Origin of the sequence: Caballeronia sp. LjRoot34, from assembly GCF_964253815.1 — a bacterium.
In the GTDB taxonomy this organism is placed as follows: Bacteria; Pseudomonadota; Gammaproteobacteria; order Burkholderiales; family Burkholderiaceae; genus Caballeronia.
In genome coordinates this window covers 1-22155 of record NZ_CAXUSB020000005.1, presented here as the reverse complement: position 1 = coordinate 22155, position 22155 = coordinate 1, and the positions used below count along the sequence as shown (strand labels likewise).

At 56.6% G+C, this 22155-nt stretch carries 17 protein-coding genes and 2 pseudogenes; 14 read left to right on the top strand and 5 right to left on the bottom strand.

Features of this window, described 5'->3' with window-relative positions; all coding sequences use genetic code 11:
• Window positions 1-61: 61 nt before the first annotated feature.
• Window positions 62-266 (bottom strand): annotated as a pseudogene (locus ACSQ36_RS43520) (FAD-dependent oxidoreductase); the annotation flags it as partial.
• 954 nt (window positions 267-1220) lie between these two features.
• Here ACSQ36_RS43520 and ACSQ36_RS43515 point away from each other — a divergent pair.
• The 4 genes from ACSQ36_RS43515 to ACSQ36_RS43500 all read left to right on the top strand — a co-directional run bounded on the left by ACSQ36_RS43515 (window position 1221) and on the right by ACSQ36_RS43500 (window position 5613).
• Complete coding sequence (locus ACSQ36_RS43515; protein ID WP_436187030.1) at window positions 1221-2486, top strand: CaiB/BaiF CoA transferase family protein; 1266 nt, start codon at window positions 1221-1223, stop codon at window positions 2484-2486.
• Window positions 2487-2549: 63 nt separating this feature from the next.
• A complete protein-coding gene (locus ACSQ36_RS43510) occupies window positions 2550-3494 on the top strand; it encodes a substrate-binding domain-containing protein (RefSeq protein ID WP_436187029.1) in 945 nt (314 codons plus the stop codon).
• Between the two features lie 68 nt (window positions 3495-3562).
• A complete protein-coding gene (locus tag ACSQ36_RS43505; RefSeq protein WP_436187028.1) occupies window positions 3563-4006 on the top strand; it encodes a MaoC family dehydratase in 444 nt (147 codons plus the stop codon).
• An 11-nt stretch (window positions 4007-4017) separates the two neighbouring features.
• Entirely contained in the window at window positions 4018-5613 is a 1596-nt protein-coding gene (locus tag ACSQ36_RS43500; protein WP_436187027.1) for a GMC family oxidoreductase, read from the top strand.
• Between the two features lie 22 nt (window positions 5614-5635).
• On the opposite strand, the gene ACSQ36_RS43495 is transcribed toward ACSQ36_RS43500, so the two are convergent.
• Window positions 5636-6739: a LacI family DNA-binding transcriptional regulator gene (locus ACSQ36_RS43495; protein WP_436187026.1), complete on the bottom strand. Its 1104-nt coding sequence runs from the start codon at window positions 6737-6739 to the stop codon at window positions 5636-5638.
• 276 nt (window positions 6740-7015) lie between these two features.
• On the opposite strand from ACSQ36_RS43495, the gene ACSQ36_RS43490 reads away from it, so the two are divergent.
• The 7 genes from ACSQ36_RS43490 (at window position 7016) to ACSQ36_RS43460 (ending at window position 14653) form a co-directional block, all read left to right on the top strand.
• Window positions 7016-8509: a sugar ABC transporter ATP-binding protein gene (locus ACSQ36_RS43490; RefSeq protein ID WP_436187025.1), complete on the top strand. Its 1494-nt coding sequence runs from the start codon at window positions 7016-7018 to the stop codon at window positions 8507-8509.
• Between the two features lie 58 nt (window positions 8510-8567).
• Window positions 8568-10004, top strand: a complete 1437-nt coding sequence (locus tag ACSQ36_RS43485; protein WP_436187024.1) for an aldehyde dehydrogenase family protein — start codon at window positions 8568-8570, stop codon at window positions 10002-10004.
• A 5-nt stretch (window positions 10005-10009) separates the two neighbouring features.
• A complete protein-coding gene (locus ACSQ36_RS43480; RefSeq protein ID WP_436187023.1) occupies window positions 10010-10831 on the top strand; it encodes an HAD-IIB family hydrolase in 822 nt (273 codons plus the stop codon).
• 13 nt (window positions 10832-10844) lie between these two features.
• Window positions 10845-11831 (top strand): ABC transporter permease, encoded by a 987-nt coding sequence (locus ACSQ36_RS43475; RefSeq protein ID WP_436187022.1) that lies wholly within the window; start codon window positions 10845-10847, stop codon window positions 11829-11831.
• Window positions 11828-13111, top strand: coding sequence for a CaiB/BaiF CoA transferase family protein (locus ACSQ36_RS43470; RefSeq protein ID WP_436187021.1), 1284 nt, complete (start codon window positions 11828-11830; stop codon window positions 13109-13111). The genes ACSQ36_RS43475 and ACSQ36_RS43470 overlap by 4 nt, the downstream gene beginning before the upstream one ends.
• Before the next feature lie 26 nt (window positions 13112-13137).
• Window positions 13138-14241, top strand: a complete 1104-nt coding sequence (locus ACSQ36_RS43465; RefSeq protein ID WP_436187020.1) for a glycoside hydrolase family 88 protein — start codon at window positions 13138-13140, stop codon at window positions 14239-14241.
• A 175-nt stretch (window positions 14242-14416) separates the two neighbouring features.
• The gene (locus tag ACSQ36_RS43460) at window positions 14417-14653 is read left to right on the top strand and encodes a hypothetical protein (RefSeq protein WP_436187019.1); all 237 of its coding nucleotides are present in this window, start codon (window positions 14417-14419) and stop codon (window positions 14651-14653) included.
• A 1116-nt stretch (window positions 14654-15769) separates the two neighbouring features.
• On the opposite strand, the gene ACSQ36_RS43455 is transcribed toward ACSQ36_RS43460, so the two are convergent.
• Window positions 15770-16102, bottom strand: coding sequence for a hypothetical protein (locus ACSQ36_RS43455; RefSeq protein ID WP_436187018.1), 333 nt, complete (start codon window positions 16100-16102; stop codon window positions 15770-15772).
• Between the two features lie 704 nt (window positions 16103-16806).
• Here ACSQ36_RS43455 and ACSQ36_RS43450 point away from each other — a divergent pair.
• Entirely contained in the window at window positions 16807-18045 is a 1239-nt protein-coding gene (locus ACSQ36_RS43450; RefSeq protein WP_436187017.1) for a Rieske 2Fe-2S domain-containing protein, read from the top strand.
• Window positions 18042-19646 carry a benzoylformate decarboxylase gene (mdlC, locus tag ACSQ36_RS43445; protein WP_436187016.1) on the top strand — a complete coding sequence of 535 codons (1605 nt, stop codon included), beginning with the start codon at window positions 18042-18044 and terminating at the stop codon, window positions 19644-19646. The genes ACSQ36_RS43450 and mdlC overlap by 4 nt, the downstream gene beginning before the upstream one ends.
• Before the next feature lie 173 nt (window positions 19647-19819).
• Here mdlC and ACSQ36_RS43440 read toward each other — a convergent pair.
• A pseudogene (locus ACSQ36_RS43440) lies at window positions 19820-20029 on the bottom strand (Tn3 family transposase); the annotation flags it as partial.
• A 345-nt stretch (window positions 20030-20374) separates the two neighbouring features.
• Here ACSQ36_RS43440 and ACSQ36_RS43435 point away from each other — a divergent pair.
• Window positions 20375-20827, top strand: coding sequence for a DNA adenine methylase (locus ACSQ36_RS43435; protein ID WP_436187015.1), 453 nt, complete (start codon window positions 20375-20377; stop codon window positions 20825-20827).
• Window positions 20828-20922: 95 nt separating this feature from the next.
• On the opposite strand, the gene ACSQ36_RS43430 is transcribed toward ACSQ36_RS43435, so the two are convergent.
• On the bottom strand, window positions 20923-21837 hold the full coding sequence (locus tag ACSQ36_RS43430) for a LysR family transcriptional regulator (protein WP_436187014.1): 915 nt from the start codon (window positions 21835-21837) through the stop codon (window positions 20923-20925).
• Between the last annotated feature and the right edge of the window lie 318 nt (window positions 21838-22155).

The following is a 22155-nucleotide window of genomic DNA, read 5'->3' as shown; positions in this document are numbered from 1 at the left end:
CGCGGCGTAAACGAAAAGGGCCAGTGGCGAAAATCCCCTTCGTCGAATCAATAGAATTTACCTTGAACTTGAAATACGTTCTCACGTGCGGTAAGAACCAGGCCCTTCCAGGATTGCCCGGAATCGCTGGTCAATCAAAGGAGTGCCAAGGATTCGCCGAGTCGTTCCCGGACATGATGTCGGCCATTGCCTGGCCCATATGCGTGGCCATTTGTGTACTGTGGTCACAGTAACCCATTGAGTAATAAAATCCCATCATGTTGACCTGGCGTCACTTCAAAACGGTCACTGATGCTGAGCTTGATCAGCTAATTGCCGCCACGATATCGCTTCGTGTCCTGTTGAGTTGAAATTCTCTGGCTTTAGAGCTGAACCCCCAAGTGAGTGCGGCCGTATTGAAACGACGATTCCTGCTCGCTGCGCCCGCCGCCGGCTATGACGAATTGTTGCCGACAGGGGAGCAAGGTCGAAACGATCTCATTCAATTCAATATCGCCCGGACCAGTTCCATAGAACTCCGCCATTATCGGTTTCACCGTTAGTTATGCAGCAACTGGGTATCAGGTCGCGGTCACTTCGCCTCTGTCCTCGATGCGGAACCCAACTAGGACGTTTCGAGCTTGAGGATAAAGTTAGGAGAACGCGTACATCGCTGTTTCCTATTGATCCCACGGGCGTGCGCTCGACATTGACCGCATTGCTATAGCTCGCGGGTCATTGCCCGCTGCAGTCGCAAGATCCTCGCTAGTCCAAACTCTTCCACCGTAGGCGGCGGCCGTCGTCGGGCGGCTGCCACTTCTGATGCAAGGCGAAGTGCCCGAGACCGCTCGAGCAATAGAAGTGACAAACCCTCCGTGATCAGCGCCCGATCTCGCGTCGTAAGTGATTCAAGCATGGAAAAGTCGGATGCTGGCTTTGCCGCAACAAAGTCATCGGAACGATCATTCATCTGAGTTTCCAATATTCCTCCCTAAGTCGGCGCGCTGATAGAACCAGAAAGAAGCAAATTTTTGTTGTCCGTCGAAAACGGGAGGCGCCGTTACGTAGGAATGATAGCGCGTCGGTTTCATAAATATCGCAACACGGTGTAAACGTTATCTTGATAGGGAAAACCATGAATCTCAATATGTTGACTGACTTCGGTGGGAGTCGTAGTATCCGTGAAAACGTTATCACATTATTAACAACTGCATATTACGACTTGTCTAGAGGAACCGCATATGACAGAGACCACTGCCTCGCCACGCGGCGACGCACCCAGCGCGGCCGATCCGCTGCCTTTAGCGGGCGTTCGAATCGTGAGCTTTTGCCACTTTCTGCAGGGCCCCGCTGCGGTCCAATACCTTGCCGATCTTGGCGCTGAAGTCGTCAAGATCGAACCGATCACAGGCGCCTACGAACGCCATTGGTCAGGTGCGGATCTCTACGTTGATGAAACGAGTGTTTTCTTCTTGTCGGCCAATCGCAACTCCAGAAGCCTTGCTGTAGATCTGAAAACGCAAGAGGGCAAGGACGTTGTCGCGACGCTAATCGCAGGGGCGGACGTGGTCGTTCAGAATTACCGCCCGGGAGTTCTGGAGCGGCTCGGTTTCGGACTCGACGACTGCAAGGCACTTCGTGCCAACATTATTTACGCTGCGGCAACTGGCTATGGCTCCTCTGGGCCACTCGTTTCAAAGCCGGGTCAGGACTTGCTGGTCCAGGCGAGGTGCGGACTGGCTGCGGCCACAGGCTCCTCACCAACGCCAGTAGGGGGGGCCGTGATCGACCAGCATGGCGCAGCGCTTCTGGCGATGGGCGTGCTTGCTGCGTTGGTAAAGCGGGCCGCCACCGGCAAGGGAGGACTGATAGAAGTCAGTTTGCTAAATGCCGGCATCGATCTTCAAATGGAGGGCATCACCAGTTTCCTCACCGGAGGATTTGGGAAGGATCGCTTTGCGCGTCATCCGCGCCTTGCGACTTGGCTACACGAGGCCCCATACGGCTCATATCAGCTCACAGACTGCTCCATCGTCATAGCACTGACCGATGCAGTGACTTTAGCAGAGGCGCTTGACAGCGAGGTACTTCGTCAAGTTGTCCACCTCGACTTATACAAGGCACGCGATCGCTATGCGCAGGTGCTTGAAGATGTTCTGGCCACGCTGTCATACGAGGACGTTGCAGCCGGGTTGGACAGGCACGGTGTCTGGTTTGCCAAGGTGCAAACCTACGCAGACCTCGCGTCGGATCCGCAGCTTCAACACAACCAAGTGTTTCGTGCTGTCGAAATAAACGGGGCTGAGGTGACGCTCGTCAACCATCCTGTCCGATATGACGGGGCGGTGCCCCCACTCAGACGCTTCGCGCTGCGCCCCGGACAGGATACCAAGGAGATCCTGCTCGAACTCGGCTACAGCGATACGGACATCGAAACGTTTGCCAGCAACAAGTCGATCGCGATCGGCGAAACCAGGCCATGGAGTGAAAAGCAGTCGAAGGATTGATTTAACCACAACAGGTAGACAAGCGGCCTTTTCTCGAGGCCGCGTACACAAAGGAGGAGCGCCATGAAAGTCTCAACCATCGTCCGTACAGCGTTGTCCCTCGGAGTTTCTGCCAGCATTCTGGCGTATTCTCCGGTTTCATCAGCCGCTGATCCCATCGTCATCGGCTTCAGCCAGTCCACCCTCAATCATCCTTGGCGAGTGGCGCAGACTGAGGGCAACGAGAAGTACGCCGCGGAGCACTACAAGGACGTGAAGCTTATTGTCACGGACGGACAAAACAACGCCTCCAAGCAAACATCAGACGTCGAAGCGTTGATGGCGCAGGGCATCAAGGTCTTGATGATCAGCCCGTTGACAAGCCAGGCACTGACGCCGGTGGTTAAGGAGGCAATGGACCATGGTATCAAGGTGGTGACGCTGGACCGACGTGTTAACACGCCGGTCACCGTTCATGTTGGACCTGAAGATCTTCCGATTGGACGTTTGGCTGGAGAGTACATCGCCAAGCAGTTGAACGGGCAAGGACAGATTATAGAAATCGGGGGTACGGCAGGGGCTTCCGTCGCAATCGATCGCGATAAAGGCTTTCGTGAGGCAATCGCCAAGTACCCTGGTTTAAAAGTGATCGCTTTTCAAAATTGCGACTTCCTCCGCGAGCCAGCAATGAAGTTCATGGAGGATCAGATTCAACGCTTCAAACCGGGCGAGATTAAGGCTGTCTACGCTCATAACGATGAGATGGCGCTTGGGGCTGTGCAGGCTCTTCAAGCGGCGGGACGCCTTGATGGCGTAGCGGTCGTCGGCATTGATGGGCAAAACAACGCGATCCAGGCTGTTGCCGATGGAAAGATGTCCGCCACCTTCATCTATCCTTTCGTTGCGCCGGAAGGGATTCAGACGGCGTACAAGGTCGCGAAGGGAGAAAGCGTACCGAGTGAGATCAAGCTCAAGTCCACTATGATCACCAAGGATAACGCTAGCCAGTACATCGGCAAAGGCTTCTAAATCACCGTTGCCGGGCATGCGGCGCCCTTGCCTGCGGCGCATGCCCAGCAGATTTAATGGACATAACGATGCCCGATTTCTACCTGTCCGTCGGCGATAGTGTCGAATTTAGCAAGACCGTATCGGAAACCGACGTTTATCTTTTTGCGGGCATCACTGGTGACTTCGCTCCGATTCATGTGAATGCCGAAGTCATGAGCAAGTCCGCCTACGGACAAAGACTTGCACATGGCGCGCTTCTCATTGGGTTCATGTCGACAACGTCGACGATGATGGTGGCTTGTGCCAAAGAAATGCCTGGTTTGAACGAGACGCCCGTCGCGCTTGGGTACGACCGCATAAGGTTCATTCGGCCAGTCTTCTTTGGTGACACTATCACTGTTCGATATAGGATTGACGAGGTCGACGTAGAGAAAAGACGCACGAAGGCGTCGATCGAAGTGACGAATCAAAGGGCAGAACAAATTTGTGTTGCCACAGGTCTGTTGAAATGGGTAACGAGAAAGGAATAGCTAAGGTCCATATGTTCGACTACATAATCGCCGGCGGGGGGTCAGCCGGCTGCGTCCTCGCAGCACGCCTGAGCGAGCGCTCAGATGTTAAGGTGTTACTACTTGAGGCGGGGCCCAGCGACTGGAATCCATACATTCATTTTCCAGTCACCTATTACAAAACGGCCAAGGGATCTCTGACCTGGGGTTTGGAAACCGCGCCAAGCCGTTCTCAGGACAACATTGTTATGCCTTATGTGCAGGCCCGGGTGTTAGGCGGCGGAAGCTCGATCAACGCGCAGGTTTATACGCGGGGCGTTGCGGAAGACTACGACAGGTGGGAAAACGAGTACGGCTGCGCTGGATGGTCGTACGAGGACGTGCTCCCTTTCTTCAGAAAGGCGGAGCGCAACGAGCGCTACGCCGACGAATTCCATGGAACCGATGGACCGCTGGGCGTTTCTGACCAGCGCCATACAAGTCCGCTCACGAAGGCTTGGGTCCAAGCGTGCCAACAGGCTGGCATTCGCTATAACGCCGATTTCAATGGGGCGTCTCAGGACGGGTGCGGTCTGTACCAAATTACCAATCGTGACGCGCGACGTTGTAGCGCGGCCGTCGGATATCTTCGTCCGGCTCGCTCGCGACCTAACCTAACGGTGATAACGGGCGCCAACGTTACGCGGGTGCTTCTTGAGGGTAAGCGTGCTACAGGCGTCGAGTATCTGAAGAACGGAAGGCTGGAGACAGCGCGAGCCCAGTCCGAGGTGATCGTCTCTTCAGGCGCCATCGGCTCTCCTAAGTTGTTGATGCTCTCGGGCATCGGCCCAGCACGGGACCTTGAGGAAAGCGGAGTTCGGGTGCAGCACGAGCTCCCCGGCGTCGGGCAAAACCTACATGATCATCTGGATGTTTTCATGATCTATGAGCTTGCGGGAGCTCATGGCTACGACAAGTATAAAAAGTTTCGTTGGCAACTTGCTGCAGCCGCGCAGTACGCGCTATTTAAATCGGGGCCCGTCGCGTCTAACGTTGTGGAAGGCGGAGCGTTCTGGTGGGTGAACAAGACGCAAAGCACCCCGGATGTGCAGTTTCATTTTCTCGCGGGAGCGGGGATTGAGGCCGGCATTCCAGACGTACCTGGCGGTAACGGATGTACGCTCAACGCATACTTGACCCGTCCTAAATCGCGAGGCAGTGTCACACTGCGATCAGCAAATCCGACGGATGCTCCGGTGGTAGATCCGAACTTTCTAGACGATCCAGACGACCTCGCGTACACAATCGAATGTGTCAAGCTTGGCCAGGACATCATGCGTCAATCAGCGCTGTCCAAGTTTGTGCGCCGCGAGCACTTTCCTGGAGACGCCCTTAAGGGTCCCGGAGGATATGAGCGCTTTGTGCGTGAGCAAGCAAGAACCGGATATCACCCCGCCGGTACATGCCGCATGGGGATTGACGATAACGCCGTAGTAGATCCCTCGTTGAAAGTGCGCGGTATAGAAGGCCTCCGGGTTGCAGACTGTTCGGTCATGCCGCAGTTGATTTCCGGTAACACGAACGCGCCGACCATCATGATCGCCGAAAGGCTAGCCGCGTTAATCACAGAAGGTAACAGCAATAGCTAAGCGGTGCTCGCGCGAGGGATCATCACTCGCGCGAGACTTTCCGATGCGCGCGCGGCGGTGCCGAGGTACTTCCACGGATCACGAGTGACGCGTCAAGCCGGACTTGACGCGAGTCTGCCTGCCCCGCCAGCAACCGGGAGACCGCCTCTGCCGTCATTTTGCCCATCTCGGCCCCGGGAACGTCGACCGTAGTCAGCGCGGGCTTTAAATACTCTCCGAACTCTAGGTTGTCGAAGCCAACGAGTGACATTTCTTCGGGACACCGCACGCCCGCTTCATCGCAGGCTTTCAAGGCGCCCGCTGCGAACACGTCACTGCCACAAAAAACCGCCGTGAAGTCGTGAGGCGACTGCAGTTGACGTTGCATGGCTGCGTATCCGGCCGCCATCGAATACTCTTCCTCTACAACCGTAACGTCACTTGAAGGCACGCCTAGCGCGCCGAGTTCGCTCAGAAAACCTAGCTTCCGGTCGCGCACGCGATCGTTGTGTCGCGACACCCCAGAGATCATGAGAAATTTCCTGTGCCCCAACGAATGGAGATGCTGCGCGACTGCGCCTGCCGCGGTGGCATTTCCAAATCCTATTGAGGGTACGGTCGAATCGTCCGAATTGCTGTAGGTCAGCACCAGGCTAACCTTTTGCTCCCTAAGTAAGGTGACCGTGTCCGGTCGCTGCGCATCTCCTACCAGCACGACCGCATCCACGCCTCGCTCAATGAGAACGCGAGTTTCACGATACTCGGTGTCGATCGAATATCCGGATGAATTGAGGATCAGGGAAATCCCTTCCTCGGACAGGCGTTGCTGAAGCGCCTCGGCCATCCGGGCGTAAATTGCGTAATTAAGCGTTGGGATGATTGCACCTACCAATCGCGCCTTGGTCGAGCGCAGTGCCCGAGCAGCGCCGTTCGGCACGAATCCGAGGCGACGGATGGCCGACTCGACGCGCGTGCGGATTTCGGTACCGACCTTGTCTGGATTGTTTAGGACTCGGGAGACCGACGCGATCGAGACCTCTGCCAAACGCGCGACATCAACGAGGGTGACGCTCGCGTCTACCCGCGTGCTACGCACACGGGACCGAGTCTCTTTTGCCGTCTCTGATACGTTGGCCTTCACAGTCATGCCTCTTTCATCAAGTTAAGAAAACGTTATCTGCTAGCCATCAGCGGAATGTCTTGTCCGCAGAAATTATACTAGCACACGACATGATGGCCATTACCGCGGTTTTGTAATCGTAGATGGGGTAGGGTTGGCACTAATTGTGAAAACGTTATCACGATAAGATGATGACGCCTACCAATAGTAAATCACTCAATGATTTTTAGCGCGACAGACACAGGGTGTTAGAGCTACCCAAGGTCCGTCCTGACTAGGTGGTAGCACTTTCGAGGAGGCACAGTGTCAGAAAATCTGCTTGAAATGAGAGGAATTCACAAGCGCTTCGGCGGTGTGCACGCCCTACGAGGTGTGTCGTTCGCCGTTGCCCACGGGGAGATTCATGGTCTTGTGGGGGAAAACGGTGCGGGCAAGTCGACGTTGATGAAGGTGCTTGCCGGCGCCTATACGGCGGACGAAGGGGAGATGTCGATCAACGGGAATATGATGCGTCAGACATCGACGCATGCCATGCGTGAACACGGGATTGCGGTCATCTACCAGGAGTTAGCGCAGGCCCCTCATCTGACCGTTGCTGAAAACGTATTCTTGGGTCGTTTGCCAAAAACGAGGATCCGCACAATTGATTGGAAAAAGCTCAATTCAGACGCATCTGCCGTTATATCTCGCATTGGTTTTCGCCTGGATCCTCGTGCACGCGTAGCTGATTTGAGTGTTGCGCAGCGGCAGATAGTCGAAATTGCGAAGGCGATCTCGCAGAACGCAAAGCTCGTAGTGTTGGATGAACCATCTGCGGTATTGGCAGACAGTGAGCTGCAGAGCTTATTTGCCATGATGCGTAAGCTATCGAGTGAGCAAGGCGTATCGTTCATTTACATTTCGCACCGGTTGAACGAGGTGTTCGACATCTGCCATAACGTCACCGTCCTACGCGACGGGGCGGTGATTGACACGCAGCCAATCGAAGCCGTAACCCCTCAGGATCTGATCCGCAAGATGGTGGGTCGTGAACTGAGCGAGGTCTACCCGAAGAGGACCGGTGCCCTCGGCAACGTCGTGCTGTCGGTGAAGGGGCTGAATCGGCGCGGCGTCCTCAGCGATATCTCCTTCGACCTACGCGCTGGCGAGATCGTCGGTCTATGTGGGCTGGCAGGCTCGGGGAGAACAGAGGTATTACGCGCGATTGCAGGTGCTGACGCTCTGGACGGCGGTCAGATTGAGCTTTTCGGACACGAGGTGTCAATCCGGTCGCCACGACAGGCACGTGCCCTTGGCATTGGTTTTCTTTCCGAAGACCGAAAGGTCGATGGGCTATTTCTTGATCAAAGCGTTTCCTTCAACGTAACGATTGGCGATCTCAAGACTATCGGCGGCCCGAGCGCACTCCAGCTTCGCAGCGAAAGTGCGCTCGCACAAACATATGTGCAGCGACTGAGGATTAAGACGCCATCGGTCAAAGCGCACGTTCGGAATCTGTCTGGCGGCAATCAGCAGAAGTGCGCGATCGCCCGCCAACTCAACGCCGGAACGAAAGTCTTCTTGATCGATGAACCCACGCGTGGCGTAGATGTCGGCGCACGCAGAGACATTTACGAGGTGCTCCTCGAGGTCCTGCGATCGCCAGATCGGGCAATCGTGATGGTGTCGTCCGAACTTCCCGAGATACTGGGTATGTGCGACCGAATTCTTGTGATGAAGGAGGGGCAACTCTCGGCTGAGCTGTCGCGAGAAGCGGCTAGCGAAGAAATCATCATGCAACACGCAACGCGACATTAAGGAGCTTTTCATGGTCCGAGAATATGGCCACTTCATCGGCAACCGCTTTACGAGCGTTGTGTCGCGCGCACTGATAGAGCGCCTCTCTCCAACGAACAACGAGATTGTTGCTCGATTTGCAGAAGGGACTGTAGACGACGTCAACGATGCCGTCACCGCAGCAAAGATAGCCTTTGATAAGGGAATGTGGCCGCGGATGGACGCGGGTGTGCGGGCGCAGTTTCTCCGATTGTGGTCCCGCAAGATCGCGGAGAACCGCGAGCGGTTGGCGCGTATCGAAGTTGAGGAAGTCGGAAAACCTCTCAAATACGCCCGCGCAGATATTGATACCGTTTGCGCCCTGGTCGACTATGCTGCGGGCCTGGGGATGCAATCACACGGACTTGCATACTCGTCGATCGGCGCGAATCGGACGGGCATTGTTCTTCGTGAGCCGGTTGGCGTAGTTGGTGTCGTTATCCCGTGGAATTTTCCGGCAGAGACGTTTGCGAAGAAGGTGCCCTTTGCGCTGGCCGCCGGGTGCACATGCGTTATCAAGCCGTCCGAGTTCACGTCAGGGACTGCGCTGGAGCTTGCAAAGCTCGCTGCCGAGGCAGGGATTCCGCCGGGCGTCGTCAACGTTGTAACCGGATACGGCAACGTCGTGGGCGATGCGTTGTCTGGAAATCCTGGAGTGAGTATGATGTCGTTCACTGGATCGACGCGCGTTGGAAAGCAGATCATTGCGAGAGCAGGCGAGCATGTGGCCCGTACTGCTGTCGAACTCGGCGGAAAGGGTGCGACGATCGTTTTCGCCGACGCAGACATCGAAGACGCAGTTCGTGGAACCTTGACAAGCATCAGCTTCAACCAAGGGGAGTGCTGCGTTGCGGGCTCGCGTCTCCTTGTACATGCGGATATCGCAGAAGAGTTTCTTCAGCGACTAGCGACGGCGATGTCTAGTCTTCGGATCGGTGACCCGTTTGACGAAGAGACCGACCTGGGATCGATGATTCACCGCGAGCACTTTGACAGTGTGTTGCGCCACATCGAAGAAGCACAGCTCGAAGGCGCCCGACTAGTCTGTGGCGGGATTGAAGCTGCGCGACGGGACGGGCTTCATATTGCCCCTACCGTACTCGATGACATTCGACCTTCCATGTCGATCTTCCGCAGAGAGATATTTGGTCCGGTGCTTGCGGTTACCCGTTTCCGATCCCTTGAAGACGCTGTTGCGCTCGCAAACGACAGCGAGTATGGCCTCGCCAACAGCGTCTGGTCGAAGAATATTGATGTCGTTATGACTGTCGCGAAATCGCTCCGGTCGGGCATTGTATGGGCGAACACTGCGCTCGATGGTGCGCTGCAGTTGCCATTCGGCGGAAACGGATCGTCGGGATTCGGCCGTGAGCTGGGCGAAGCAGGGATCGAGGAGTACACCGTATTGAAGTCCATTCTCATCCATACCGGAAAGCGAAACGATACCTTTGGCGTCGCTCCCGCGGCATCACAATGATTAGATTGCTCTTCAGCGATGTCGACCGGACGTTACTAACCCACGGCTATGAGTTGCGCCCTGAGGTCTGTAGCGCTGTCGAAGCTGCGCGAAATGCAGGGATCCAAATTGTCCTGGCGACCGCGCGTCCACCTATGGCCGTCCGACCTTACGCCGCCGCACTCAAGCTAACCCAAACCTGCATCTGTCTCAACGGCGCATGGGTCGGAAGCGTAGATGAGGACGACGGGCATTCGCTTGGATACCTCGAGCCGGACATAGTCGAGCGGATTTTAGGTCACGCGTTGGCAGACGGCATCGACGCGTTGCTTTATACCGCGACCGCAATATACGCATCAACGCTCACACCTCGCATCGAAACGCACAGCCAGCGTACCGGTGAGATCGTTACCGTTATAGATGGATTGAACCGGATTGAATGCCCCGTCCTCAAAGTCCTTTGCATCAGTACCCCCGAAGCAGCACCGGTGGCATTTCGCGGCCTCATGGCTATCGGCGGGCCGACGGTGAGTGCGGCGCAGTCGCGCGACGACCTTCTGGAAATAACCTCAGCAAACGTTTCGAAGGGCTTTGCCGCGGCCAATGTGGCACACCGCCTTGGCCTCTCGCATTCAGAGTGTGCGTCAATTGGTGACAGCGAAAACGACTTGTCGCTGCTGGCCTTCTCCGATCTACGCATGACGGTCGCGAACGCAACGCCAGCAATAAAGCGTATGGCGTCGTTACATTTCGCGTCTTGCGACGCAGGCGGTGTTGCTGAAGCACTGGCTTACATCAAAGCTCGGAATGCCGCTGAAGCATTTGGTTCTGCGGAAATTGACAAGTAATCAGGAGACGGACATGACCATCACAGTTCAAGCACATCCGGCGGAACAATCCCGTCGCCACGATATAGTGACAGTGTTTAAAAGCCTCGGCCTCGTATGGGTTTTGATCGCGCTCGGGGTTATTGCGACGTCGCTGTCGCCCAGCTTCCTGGGAGCGATGAATCTGCTTAACGTCCTGCGACAGGTCGCGTTACTGGGCATCGTAGGCGTGGGCATGACTTTCGTCATTATCACGCGCGGCATCGACCTCTCGGTCGGATCAATCGTTGGTCTGGTCGCCGTTTGCACCGCGATGATGCTTACGCATGGCTACCCGATCTACCTTGTGCTGATTGCCGCGACGCTTCTCGGTGTGGCCCTCGGTGTCGTCAACGGGTTAGGCATTTCGTTCGGACGCCTTCCGGCATTCATCATGACCCTCGGTACGATGGTGATGTTTCGCGGTATGGCGTTGTCGTTAGCGAACGGTGAGCCGATTAATGTTCCCGATACGCGTGGCTTCGATTTCATCGGGACCGGGTACATCGCTCAAGTCCCTGTCCCGGTTTGGATTTTCGCCGGAATCGCGTTGATCGCGTTTCTTGTCCTCAGATATACATCGTTCGGAAGGCAGGTGTACGCCGTCGGGAGTAACGCCGAAGCAGCGCACCTTGCCGGCATCAACGTCCGTCTCGTGACCTTTGCAGTCTACGTTATTTCCGGCCTTGCGGCGGCAATAACGGGAGTTATCTACGTTTCACGATTGACTGTCGGAGAGCCGACCGCGGGCACCGGCTTAGAGTTAGAAGCCATTGCGGTCACCGTGATCGGCGGTACCAGTCTTTTTGGTGGTGAGGGAGGCGTGGTCGGCACCGTGCTTGGCGCGGCGATCATCGCGGTGCTGGCGAATGTGCTGAACTTACTGGGTATCAGCCCTTTCACTCAACAAATCATCAAAGGCGCGATCATCATTGCGGCCGTTTTGTTTGAGGCCTATCGCCGCAAGGGGAAACGGGCATGAATGCCTCCGTTCAACCGAATAATGACCGTCAACTTAGCTCGGGACAGCTTCCTCTGAGCGGCATCACGATTGTCAGCCTCTGTCACTATCTTCAGGGTCCGGCTGCGGTCCAATACCTTGCGGACATGGGTGCTGACGTGATCAAGATTGAGCCTCGCAAAGGCGCTTTTGAACGTCACTGGTCTGGGGCGAACGTTTTTGTCGATGGTGTGAGTGGCTTCTACATCTCCGCCAATAGAAACTGTCGGAGCATAGCGCTCGACCTGAAGTCCACTCAGGGTCGGGACATTGTCCTGCAACTAGTAAAGGACGCTGACGTTATCGTCGACAACTTCAGGTCGGGGGTAATGGATCGATTGGGGCTGTCAGAAGCAGCGCTGCGCGCTGCCAATCCAACGCTGATCATCGCCTCGGCCACGGGTTTTGGTTCTTCCGGTCCGCTCAAAGACAAGCCCGGCCAAGACCTCCTTGTTCAGGCTCGAACAGGCCTGATTGCAGCAACGGGCCATCTTTCGACGCATCCATCTTCAGTCGGTTGCGCTCCGGTGGATCAGCATGGCGCCGCCCTTCTTGCGATGGGCATCCTTGGGGCCTATGTCAAGAAATTGCAGACTGGTGAAGGGACGCGGGTTGAATCTAACCTTTTTAATGCCGGCGTTGACCTGCAGCAGGAAGCACTCACAAACTATTACTCGGGTGGATTCGAGAGAGAAAAACTGGACCGGGCACACCAACTGGGCACCTGGTTCCATGCCGCACCCTATGGCGTCTATCGGCTACAAGACGACAGGTTCATTGCGATTTCGAATGTTGATCCGATTCAATTTGCGAAGGCGTTGGGAAGCGATGAACTGCTTGAACTCGCGAGCATCGACCGCCACGCGGAAAGAGATCGCTACGCCGAGCTAACAGCGAGAGTGCTTTCAACGTGGAACTACGTGGACATTTCGGCCGCGTTTGATACGTTTTCCATCTGGTACGCGCCGGTACAAACGTACGACGATCTCGCGGACGATCCTCAGGCGATAAATAACAATGTCTTTAGCCAACACGCGATCAGGGACAGCATCGCGACGCTCGTGAACCACCCCATTACCTATGATGGCAGCAAGCCTGGACTGCGCTTCATCGCTCTGTCGTGCGGGCAGCATAGCGAGGAGATATTGGACGAGTTAGGGTACGCGGCAGAAGACATCGCCGAGTTGCACCGAACCGGCGTCATTGCAATTGGAACGTTAGAAACTGAACCGCGGGCTGAGAAAAGCTCGAACGAAGCCTGACCAACACATCTCTACATAATCACATCATGACGACTCAGCAATTTTCCCTGATCGACCAAGCCATCCACTTCGCTCTCAGCAAGATTGAGCTTCAGTTGTCACGTCAGCCGGATTTTCCGCACATAACGGAGGGCGGAAAATGGGTGTACACCAAGGACGGGGTGTGGACCGGCGGCTTTTGGGCCGGATCTCTTTGGCTAGCGTACTCCGAGACTAAAGACGAGAAGTTCCGTGTCGCTGCGGAGAGTTTTACCGAAAGACTGCTAGAGCGCGCGGGCGATGATCGGAACCACGATCTCGGGTTTATGTTTTATCCGAGTGCTGTCTACGGCTGGCGGATCGCGGGGCACGAAGAATACGTCAGGGCCGCCGTGAAGGCAGCGCAGAGTCTTGCTGGACAATTTAACCCTGCGGGCAACTTTATTCCCGGCTGGGGCTTCTTCGGAGGTCACGATTGGTCGGGATCAGTACTTGTCGATACTTTGATGAACTTGCCCTTGCTTGTTTGGGCGTCGGAGAACGGCGGTGATCCTCATTTGCTTGAGGTTGCCGTTGCGCATGCTACGACTGCCATAAGACATCATCTTCGCGACGACGGGTCCGTTTATCACGTGTTCAAGTTTGACGCGACGTCCGGCGCGCCCATTGAAGGTGACACTTATCAGGGCCTATCAGCAGAAAGCGCTTGGTCACGCGGACAAGGGTGGGCTGTTGCGGGACTGGCTATGCTCGCCGGGATGACAGGTCGCACTGACTTTCTGGAAGCTGCAAAAAGAGCCGCGAGCTTTGTTGAGAGCAAACTGGCGAGCGACCCCATCCCACCGTGGGACTATGACGCCGTCGGGCCGGATGTGCCCCGGGACTCGTCTGCTGGCGCCATCACAGCGTTTGGTCTGGTGCGCTTGGCCACCGTAACGGGTGAGAAACGATACCTGCAATTAGCTCGCTCTCTCCTGGAAGCGCTCTCAACTCGATGCTTGTCGTCAGAAGATCAAGAGTCAGTGCTCGCACACGCAACCGCGGACCTCCCTCACGGCCTTGGGATCGACGAGTCGACGGCCTATGGTGATTACTACTTCTTGAAGGCGCTGCTTGCGTTCCGCGACGTCGACTCCCGGGCCACGCGCTAGTGTCATGAGTTAGAAATTCGCATACAAAACCTACGCCCTAGCAACCATGGATGCGTTGTCGCGATAACTGCTTACGGATTGTCCGGAGAGACCGAACTCCTTGGGTACTACTTGCGAAGTGGAAGAGGGAACGTCGGCCGACCCTTAAGCAGAGCCGAGTTCGAAGGAGAAGCAAATGGAAACGGCTGAAAGGTCATTGCGATTCATGGTGGAAAAATGGCTTTTGATGGTTCCTTCGGTGTCGGTTCGGGTGACACGAGGAAGTGGCGCACGCTCGAATCAGAGGCGCTATGTCTGCGTCGAGGCATTGCAATCGGCAGGCACGTTTGCATTCTATTTATTCCGTCAACGCGACGGTACCTGGGATGTGTTCGCGCCTGACGCCGAACGCCCGGCGATGAGTGTTTTTTGATGTGCGGCGCGATTAGGATATCCACGCATGCGACCGAACGCCGGTCGCGTATACAACCGAGAAGGGGTTCGCTGTGTTTAACGAATCAAACCAACTACCATGTGAGTACCTGCGAGATCTGGACGAGTGGACATGTGCTTGGTACGACGCAGCCGTTGCAAGGGACTTTGTCAGATCGCCCTACCGGCCCGACGCCGCGACCGTAATGCGTCTTCAAGGCTACTTCCACGCCGGGCTGTTACCTGCGGAAGCTGCTGAAGCATGCTTCGGTCGAAAACACTGAAAAGGCGTTGCCTTATCGTATTGTTGTTCGAGCAGGTCCCACTCTGCAAAAGACAAACAACGACCTAAATAATGTCATGAATTTTCAACTCATGACACTAGCGATGGCAGCCCTCCACCACGTTGTCCCGTCCGAAAGGTCGTGCACAGGGGTTGGAAAGTATGTTCTTGGCCACGATGCACCCATGAGTAGTTACATAAGTGATGTACAGGCTTTCCCTGTCGCGCTATAGGGGCAGTCGTCGATACGAAGCCATTACCAGGCCGGCGACCGGATTTCCTCCATTCGCCGAGCAAATGCACGCTTCGCGGTAAGACTGAATTGCCACATGTTGCAAAACTTAATCTGGACCAGCCTGCTCGACGCCCACACCTGGCCTGCCGCTGAGTTCGGTGCCCTCTACCATCAGCGCTGGCGGGTGGAGGGGGCGGTTCGGCGCGTCACGCATCGCATTGACCTTGAAAGTGGCTCAGGCTGAGCTGGCTCGCGCATCAGCAGGACCTCGCTGCCAAAACCATCAACGACAGCCTCAACCCGCTGGTGTGTCTTGAAGCGCTCTACGAGCGCGATGGCCACATCAGCGAAGGGGCGCCGGCCGTGCTCCAGTCGCCTGGCAGCGCGCAGCTCAAGATCGACCGCACACGCGCGATTGCGCATATCCGGCCGTGCCTGCCCCGTTGGCTGTCCGACGGGATCACGCCTAGCGATTTACCCGTCCGCTTCGTCATATCGCGGAGAACGTCATCCAATTCGTGCACGGGCGAACACGGCCTCGACCGCCGCAACCCAAGCCACACGGGACCCTTCGCCGCCAAGACATTACGTAGACATCCTTAGCTTGTGAGGATTGACCAGTTCCCCGAATTGTCTCGAGACTCGGCTCCGGAAGCTATCAATCCGCGGCCGGTATATTCCAGGCCTCTATGAAGTCTTCGCATATATTCACGCGGATGGATTCCGGCGAGCAGGATGCCTTGAAAAAGCAGTTCCAGCGGAACGCCTCTTTTGTAGATGGCGGCAAAATCATCATTTAAGAGACTTAGCCGTTCCTCTTCGGTCAGATCGTACCGTGCGACGGCATCCTCGCGATTTGCTTTGTACCGCTCCATCGCTTCATCGGAGAGAATCAGGTCACGCCAAAACTCTATGAGTGCCACCTTCGACATTTCAAGCCCTCCTTATCGAGCAAGCGCTTCGAGTCGGTGATCATCTTCCACGACAAGGCGCCGCGAGCTGTTCCGGCGACAGAGGCCCCACCTAGATAAGGTAGGTGATATTCTCTGTGATGGTGATAAATATAATTATCGAATATTGATAATTATATAACTTTGTATGGTTGGACCATGCACGGACCGGCCTGTATTCAGCTCGCATGGCTGGGGAGCGAAGGACCTAGGGGAAGCGATGAAATGCCAGATCGTGAATGGACGGGAAATGCTTAGTCAGTATGAATCTAATTGGTTAAGCATTGCGGCGGTGGCTCCCAAGTCTGACTGGTCGACGAGCTCTAGGAATGGTCGGCCGCCCGAGAGCGGGGCAGCAGTCCGGAGAGGGCGAAGCACGCGAGATCGATTGACACAAATGTCATTTTATGAGAATTTATAGGCTGCATCGGCGGAGTGCCTCTAGGCGGTCCTGCTGGTTGAGAAGCTAGGGCATGAAGACGCCTCAAAACTAGCATCGTGTACGAAAGCCCCCTCCGAGGAGGACCCGTGCACAGTTGCTTGGTTGCCGAAGGCATAAAGTTGTCGACCGGAGCGTGATCGGCGCGTACTCAGAAACCCTTGTTTCGATTTGAATATTTCAAACGCCCGAACCGCATTCGCGCTCGGGCGATGAGTGGGGACAGTTTGGCTACGAGGAGAGCTCAATGAGAAAGGAAGACAACGAATACCTGACCAAGGTTGGCCCTGGCACGCCCATGGGCAATCTCCTGCGTCGCTTTTGGATGCCGATTCTCCTCGAACATGAGGTGCCGGGGCCCAACGAAGCTCCGGTCCGGGTGCGTGTGGTGGGTGAAAACTTCCTCATCTGGCGAGATGCCCAGGGCGGTATCGGGCTATTCGAGGAATATTGTATGCATCGCCGGGTTTCGCTGTCGCTCGCCCGGTGCGAGGGCGACGGCCTCCGCTGTATTTTTCACGGGTGGAAATTCGACGTCAAAGGCAATGTCCTCGATATGCCGAACCTGCGCGATCCGAACCTCGCGCGCAAGGCACGCGCTCCGGTTTATCCTGCGCGGTTAGGCGGCGGCTTGTTGTGGGTGTATCTCGGCCCGGCCGATAAACAACCCGACTTTCCCAGTTACGAGTTCATGCGGCAGCCCAAGGATCATTCCTACGCCTTTCGTCAGATCTGGAACGTCAACTTCGTGCAGGGTCTCGAATCGAACTTGGATTCCTCCCATATCGGCATTCTTCACAACGACTCCGCTTTCTTCGGCGAGCGCAAGGAACGCGCGACGCCAGAAATGCGCGATGTTGTCATTTGGGACGATGATCGGCCCACCATTCTCGTGAAGGATCATCCCGGTGGCTTCTTTACGACGGCGATCCGCGATGTGGATTTGAACGGCGAGAAGCTTCGCTACGCCCGCGTGCATAACTACGTCATGCCGTTCGGGACGTTCGTTCCCTTCCCGATCCTGGCTCAGCACGTCCCGATCGATGACGAAAACACGATGTCATTTGGCATCCTTTATGGCAAAAAGCCGATCGACGCGGAGTTTTGCAGAAAAATATTTGAACTGCCGCCTTTTCTGGCCGAGAACGTCGCGCCAAGGGTTCAGCGTTACCTAGGTACGGCTGAGAACAACTGGTGCCAGGATCGAAGCACGATGGACCGCAGCTTTAGCGGGCTGCTCAATCCCATCGCCGAAGACATGGCCGTGTTCGCCTCGATGGGGCCCATCCCCGATCGGGGCAAAGAAGCCGCGGGCGGAAGCGATGCCGCCGTAAGCCGCATGCGCACCATGTTGATCGACGCGGCACGCGCCCTGGAAAGGGGCGAGGAACCGATAATGATGAGCGGCCAACAAAGCGCGACCATGGGCTGTGGCGAAGGCATCCTCGGCGAGGACGAGCGTTGGCCCGAACTCCTCCCTCAATGAATGCAATCAAGATGTCGAATGGAGGGCAAGCGGGTATGGACACCAGTTGTACAGTCAGGGACGCGACGATGTCGCTGCTTCGTGAAGCAGGGATGACGACAATTTTTGGCAATCCAGGTTCGACGGAATTGCCCTTTTTGCGCAACTTTCCGGCCGATTTTCGTTATATTCTCGGGCTCCAGGAATCGATCGTTCTGGGAATGGCCGATGGCTACGCCCAGGCGACACGCAAGGCCGCACTCGTCAATCTTCATTCTGCGGCAGGCGTCGGGCACGCATTGGGCAACTTGTTCACGGCGTTCAAGAATCAGACGCCGCTCGTCGTCACGGCTGGTCAGCAGGCGCGTTCGATGCTGCCGTATGAGCCGTTTCTCTTCGCCGAGCGAGCGACGGAATTCCCGCGGCCCTACGTCAAATGGGCGATCGAGCCTGCGCGCGCCGAGGATGTGCCCGCGGCGATCGCACGCGCCTATTACATCGCGATGGAACCTCCCTGCGGTCCGACTTTCGTGTCGATTCCGATCGATGATTGGGACAAGGAGTGCGAGCTGATCGTGCTGCGCTCGGTTGTTACCGGCAATCCTGGTAACCCTGAGGCCATAGCAAACGTCGCCACGCGGTTGGCGGCGGCGAGAAACCCTGTTCTTGTCGTCGCTGCCGGGGCGGCACGAGACGACGCCTGGAACGAAACGGTGGCCTTGGCGGAGCGCCATGAAATGCCGGTCTGGGTCGCGCCGGTTTCTGCGCGATGCGGATTTCCGGAAGACCACAGGCTCTTTGCGGGTTTCCTGCCGGCGTTTCGTCAGGCGATCTTTAAAGCGCTTGGCGGCCATGATCTGATCTTGGCCCTCGGCGGCCCCTTGTCGTTCTATCATGCTGAAGGCTTTGGGCCTCACTTGCCCGATGGCGCGGATCTGATCACGATCGGAGATAACGTCGCTCATGCGGCCTGGTCTCCGGTGGGTGACGCGATCGTCGCCAATGTGAAATCAGCGCTCAAGCAGCTGCTCGGTGCCCCTGCCTCGGCGTCACCCGCCGCCAAGACGGTCAAGGCAGTGAAACCGGCGGTCTCGGGCAGCCATTTCAACGTTGCGTATCTTTTCCAACAGATCGCTCAGCTTCGTCCCAATGACAGCATCATCGTCGAGGAAGCCCCCTCGAGCCGGGATGCGATGCATGATTATCTGCCGATCCGGAAGCCCGATAGTTTCTTCACCTGCGCCAGCGGGGGCCTTGGGCACGGGCTTCCCGCCGCGATCGGTATCTCGCTTGGTCAGCCGACGCGGAAAACGATCGCTGTTCTGGGTGACGGTTCAAGCATGTACGCCATCCAGGGGCTATGGACCGCGACGCAGCTCAATCTGCCCGTGAGCTTCGTGATCGTGAACAATCGTCGCTACGAAGCGCTCGAAAGCTTCGGCCGGCTGCTCGGCGTCCAGCAGCCTGTTGGAACGAAGCTCGAAAACATCGACTTCTGCGAACTCGCTCATGCTCAAGGGATGCAAAGCCGACGTGCGACGGAGCCACGGCAGCTGGACGAGGCGCTTCGCTGGTCCTTCGCTACCCAAGGGCCGACTCTGGTCGAAGTGATGGTGGACTAGGGTAAGGACCCGTAAAAAGTGTGGCGGTGGCAGCCTGATTTTGAATCAAGGATTCCGAAAGGAGCCCTTGAAGGGGGCGTTTGACGAACGGGGCGCCCATAGTACAGTAGGCTGTTGGACGGGAGGAGCGTGGCGGGCGGAATCCGCCCTTCTTGACACGCTTGTTTTGCCGCCAGAAGTAACTTCAGGGCCAGGTAATGCTTCGCATCATCGGGCACGTGGAGTCGCTTTTCCCTGAGATCGTGAATGCGCGGTGCGAACCGGAAGCCGAGCGCGTGACACAGCGCGAAGATGTGATCGGTGAATCCGTGGGTGTCGGTGTAGTGCTCGGCGATTCCAAGCTCGAACTCGTGATAGAGCAGCCCGTCCAACACGTACGTCGCAGCGTGCGTGGTGGAGACGATCGGCGCCTAGCGACCGGACACGTGTGTCTAGAGCGTGACGCCGAGGCGTGTGCCATATCGCAGATTGACCTGTCTGACGTGTTCGTCGATGCCGCCGACGGGGTAGAACTGGCCGTCTGACGACAAGGTGTTGCCGGCGCCCCAGCCGGCGGCAAGGGCAGGCCGCGCTGATAGTTCACCGGTTCGGCCAGCGCTTTGGAACAGATTTCGTCCCGCACGTACCAGCCGCTCGGTGTCGAGCTTGCTGAATTTGAGCAGGGCGAGCCGCTTCCGCAAATAACGTTCGCTGTCCGTGTCGATGAAAAGCGGTAATTCGCCCGCCTCATGCTGCGCGACAAAGCGTGTCGGCGGCTAATCGAACCGTTCGTCGGCGGCGGTTCGGTTTTTCTCGGAACCAGCTTCAAGGAATACGTGCTCGGTGACACCAACGCCCATCTCATTGAGCTATATCGGGAACTCTCGCAACGACGTGACGAGTTCATAGGTGTCGCACAGACATCTTTCGATAAGAAGTACCGTTCTTCCGAGGCGTATACCGAAGTTCGCGCGGCGTTCAATCAAGGTTGCGACCCGTGGACCAAAGCCGCCAAGTTCTTATACCCCAATAAATTCGGTTCGACGGGTTATGTCGGTACAACAAAACTGGCTCCTTCAATGTTCCATAGGTGGCCGCGATGGAGTGACCGAGGTCATCGCAATGCCCGCGAAACGAATGGTCGAGGCGTGCTCTTGCGGCATCAGCGGTGTTCGTTACGGCTTGCTGTTTCGCGAGGTTGAATGGCAACAAGTCACTGATGTCGTCGCTTGTCAGCACGCTGCGGCAACTCGGTGAGGACCTTGAGTAGATAACCGCCGTACCGCACGCCAGTTAGCTAGCCCTTGCGCAGAGACCCCGTGAGATGGCGTAATTCGTCGAGCAGTTTGACGGCGGGCGTAGGCATAATGCCTTGCCGGCGTCGGAACGCGGTCAAGGTCCGCTGCGCGTCAAGGCCTTCGATGTCCAGAGCATCTACGACGCCGGCTCTGCTTTCAGTGTCGTACATTGATTCGGCCATCCATGAGACAAAACCACAACGTGCTACGAGGCTCTTGAGCACGGTTACCGAACGCGTCTCGACTGCGATGACCGGCATCGGGAGGCCGCGCGCTTCGAAGTTTTCCTTCATATGGGTGTAGGGCCCTGTTCCCATAGGTGTGAGGGCCCACCGCTGTGTCAGCGTGTCGTCGAGTTGAAGCTTGCCCTTTGCGCGCAAGGGGTGATGGGTCGCCGCGACAACATAACTCCTGTCCGTCCACGAACAGTCGGAGATTGCGGCGACGTCTTCGGTTTCGATTCCCGACGTACAAAGCGCCAAATCGATTTCATGGGTAAGCAAGCCTTCCACCAGACGATCCCACACGCCTTCAATCACCTCAACTCGCAAATTCGGCCATTTCTCGAGCACGCAAGCGACGGACATAGGTAGTACGAGACTCGCTATGCTGCCCACCGCGCCAACCTTGATTACCCCTTTGGCAAGCCCACGCATCGCGTCAAGTTCCTCGCGCGCCTGTTCGGCTTTTCTCTGCAGCGATACAGCATGCGGCATCAGCGCCTCGCCAAGCGGTGTCAGATGCATCCCTTTTGTATGGCGCTCAAAGAGCGGGGCACCTACCGACTCCTCAAGCCGCTTTATCGACCTGCTTAGCGCGGGCTGGGTCATGTTCAACATGGTCGCAGCTCGGCCCAGACTACCTGCGGAGACGATCGTAGTGAACACCATCAGTTGCTGCAGATTGAAACTCATCGGAGCGGTCCAGATTGACTGGGCGTTAAGAAATGATCGGGAAAAGAACCCGCCTTCTCAGCTGATAGGCGTCTTCCCTAAAGAGGCCGCCGCGTTCGCTGTTCCAGAAAGCTAAAAAGACCGGTCGAAACAGCGGGGAACAATACCCAGCAATCCGGCGTGCGGATGTAATGATGGCCTGCGTCGCCGACTTTCGCGGCACCGGCGAGCCGGACTGGGGCATCATCGATTCCAGCACACCGCATTGCCTAGGTCGTAGCGGCCTGCGATGTGTCGCCAGTCAGTATCCGCGCACAGAACCCACGTTGATCCTTTAAC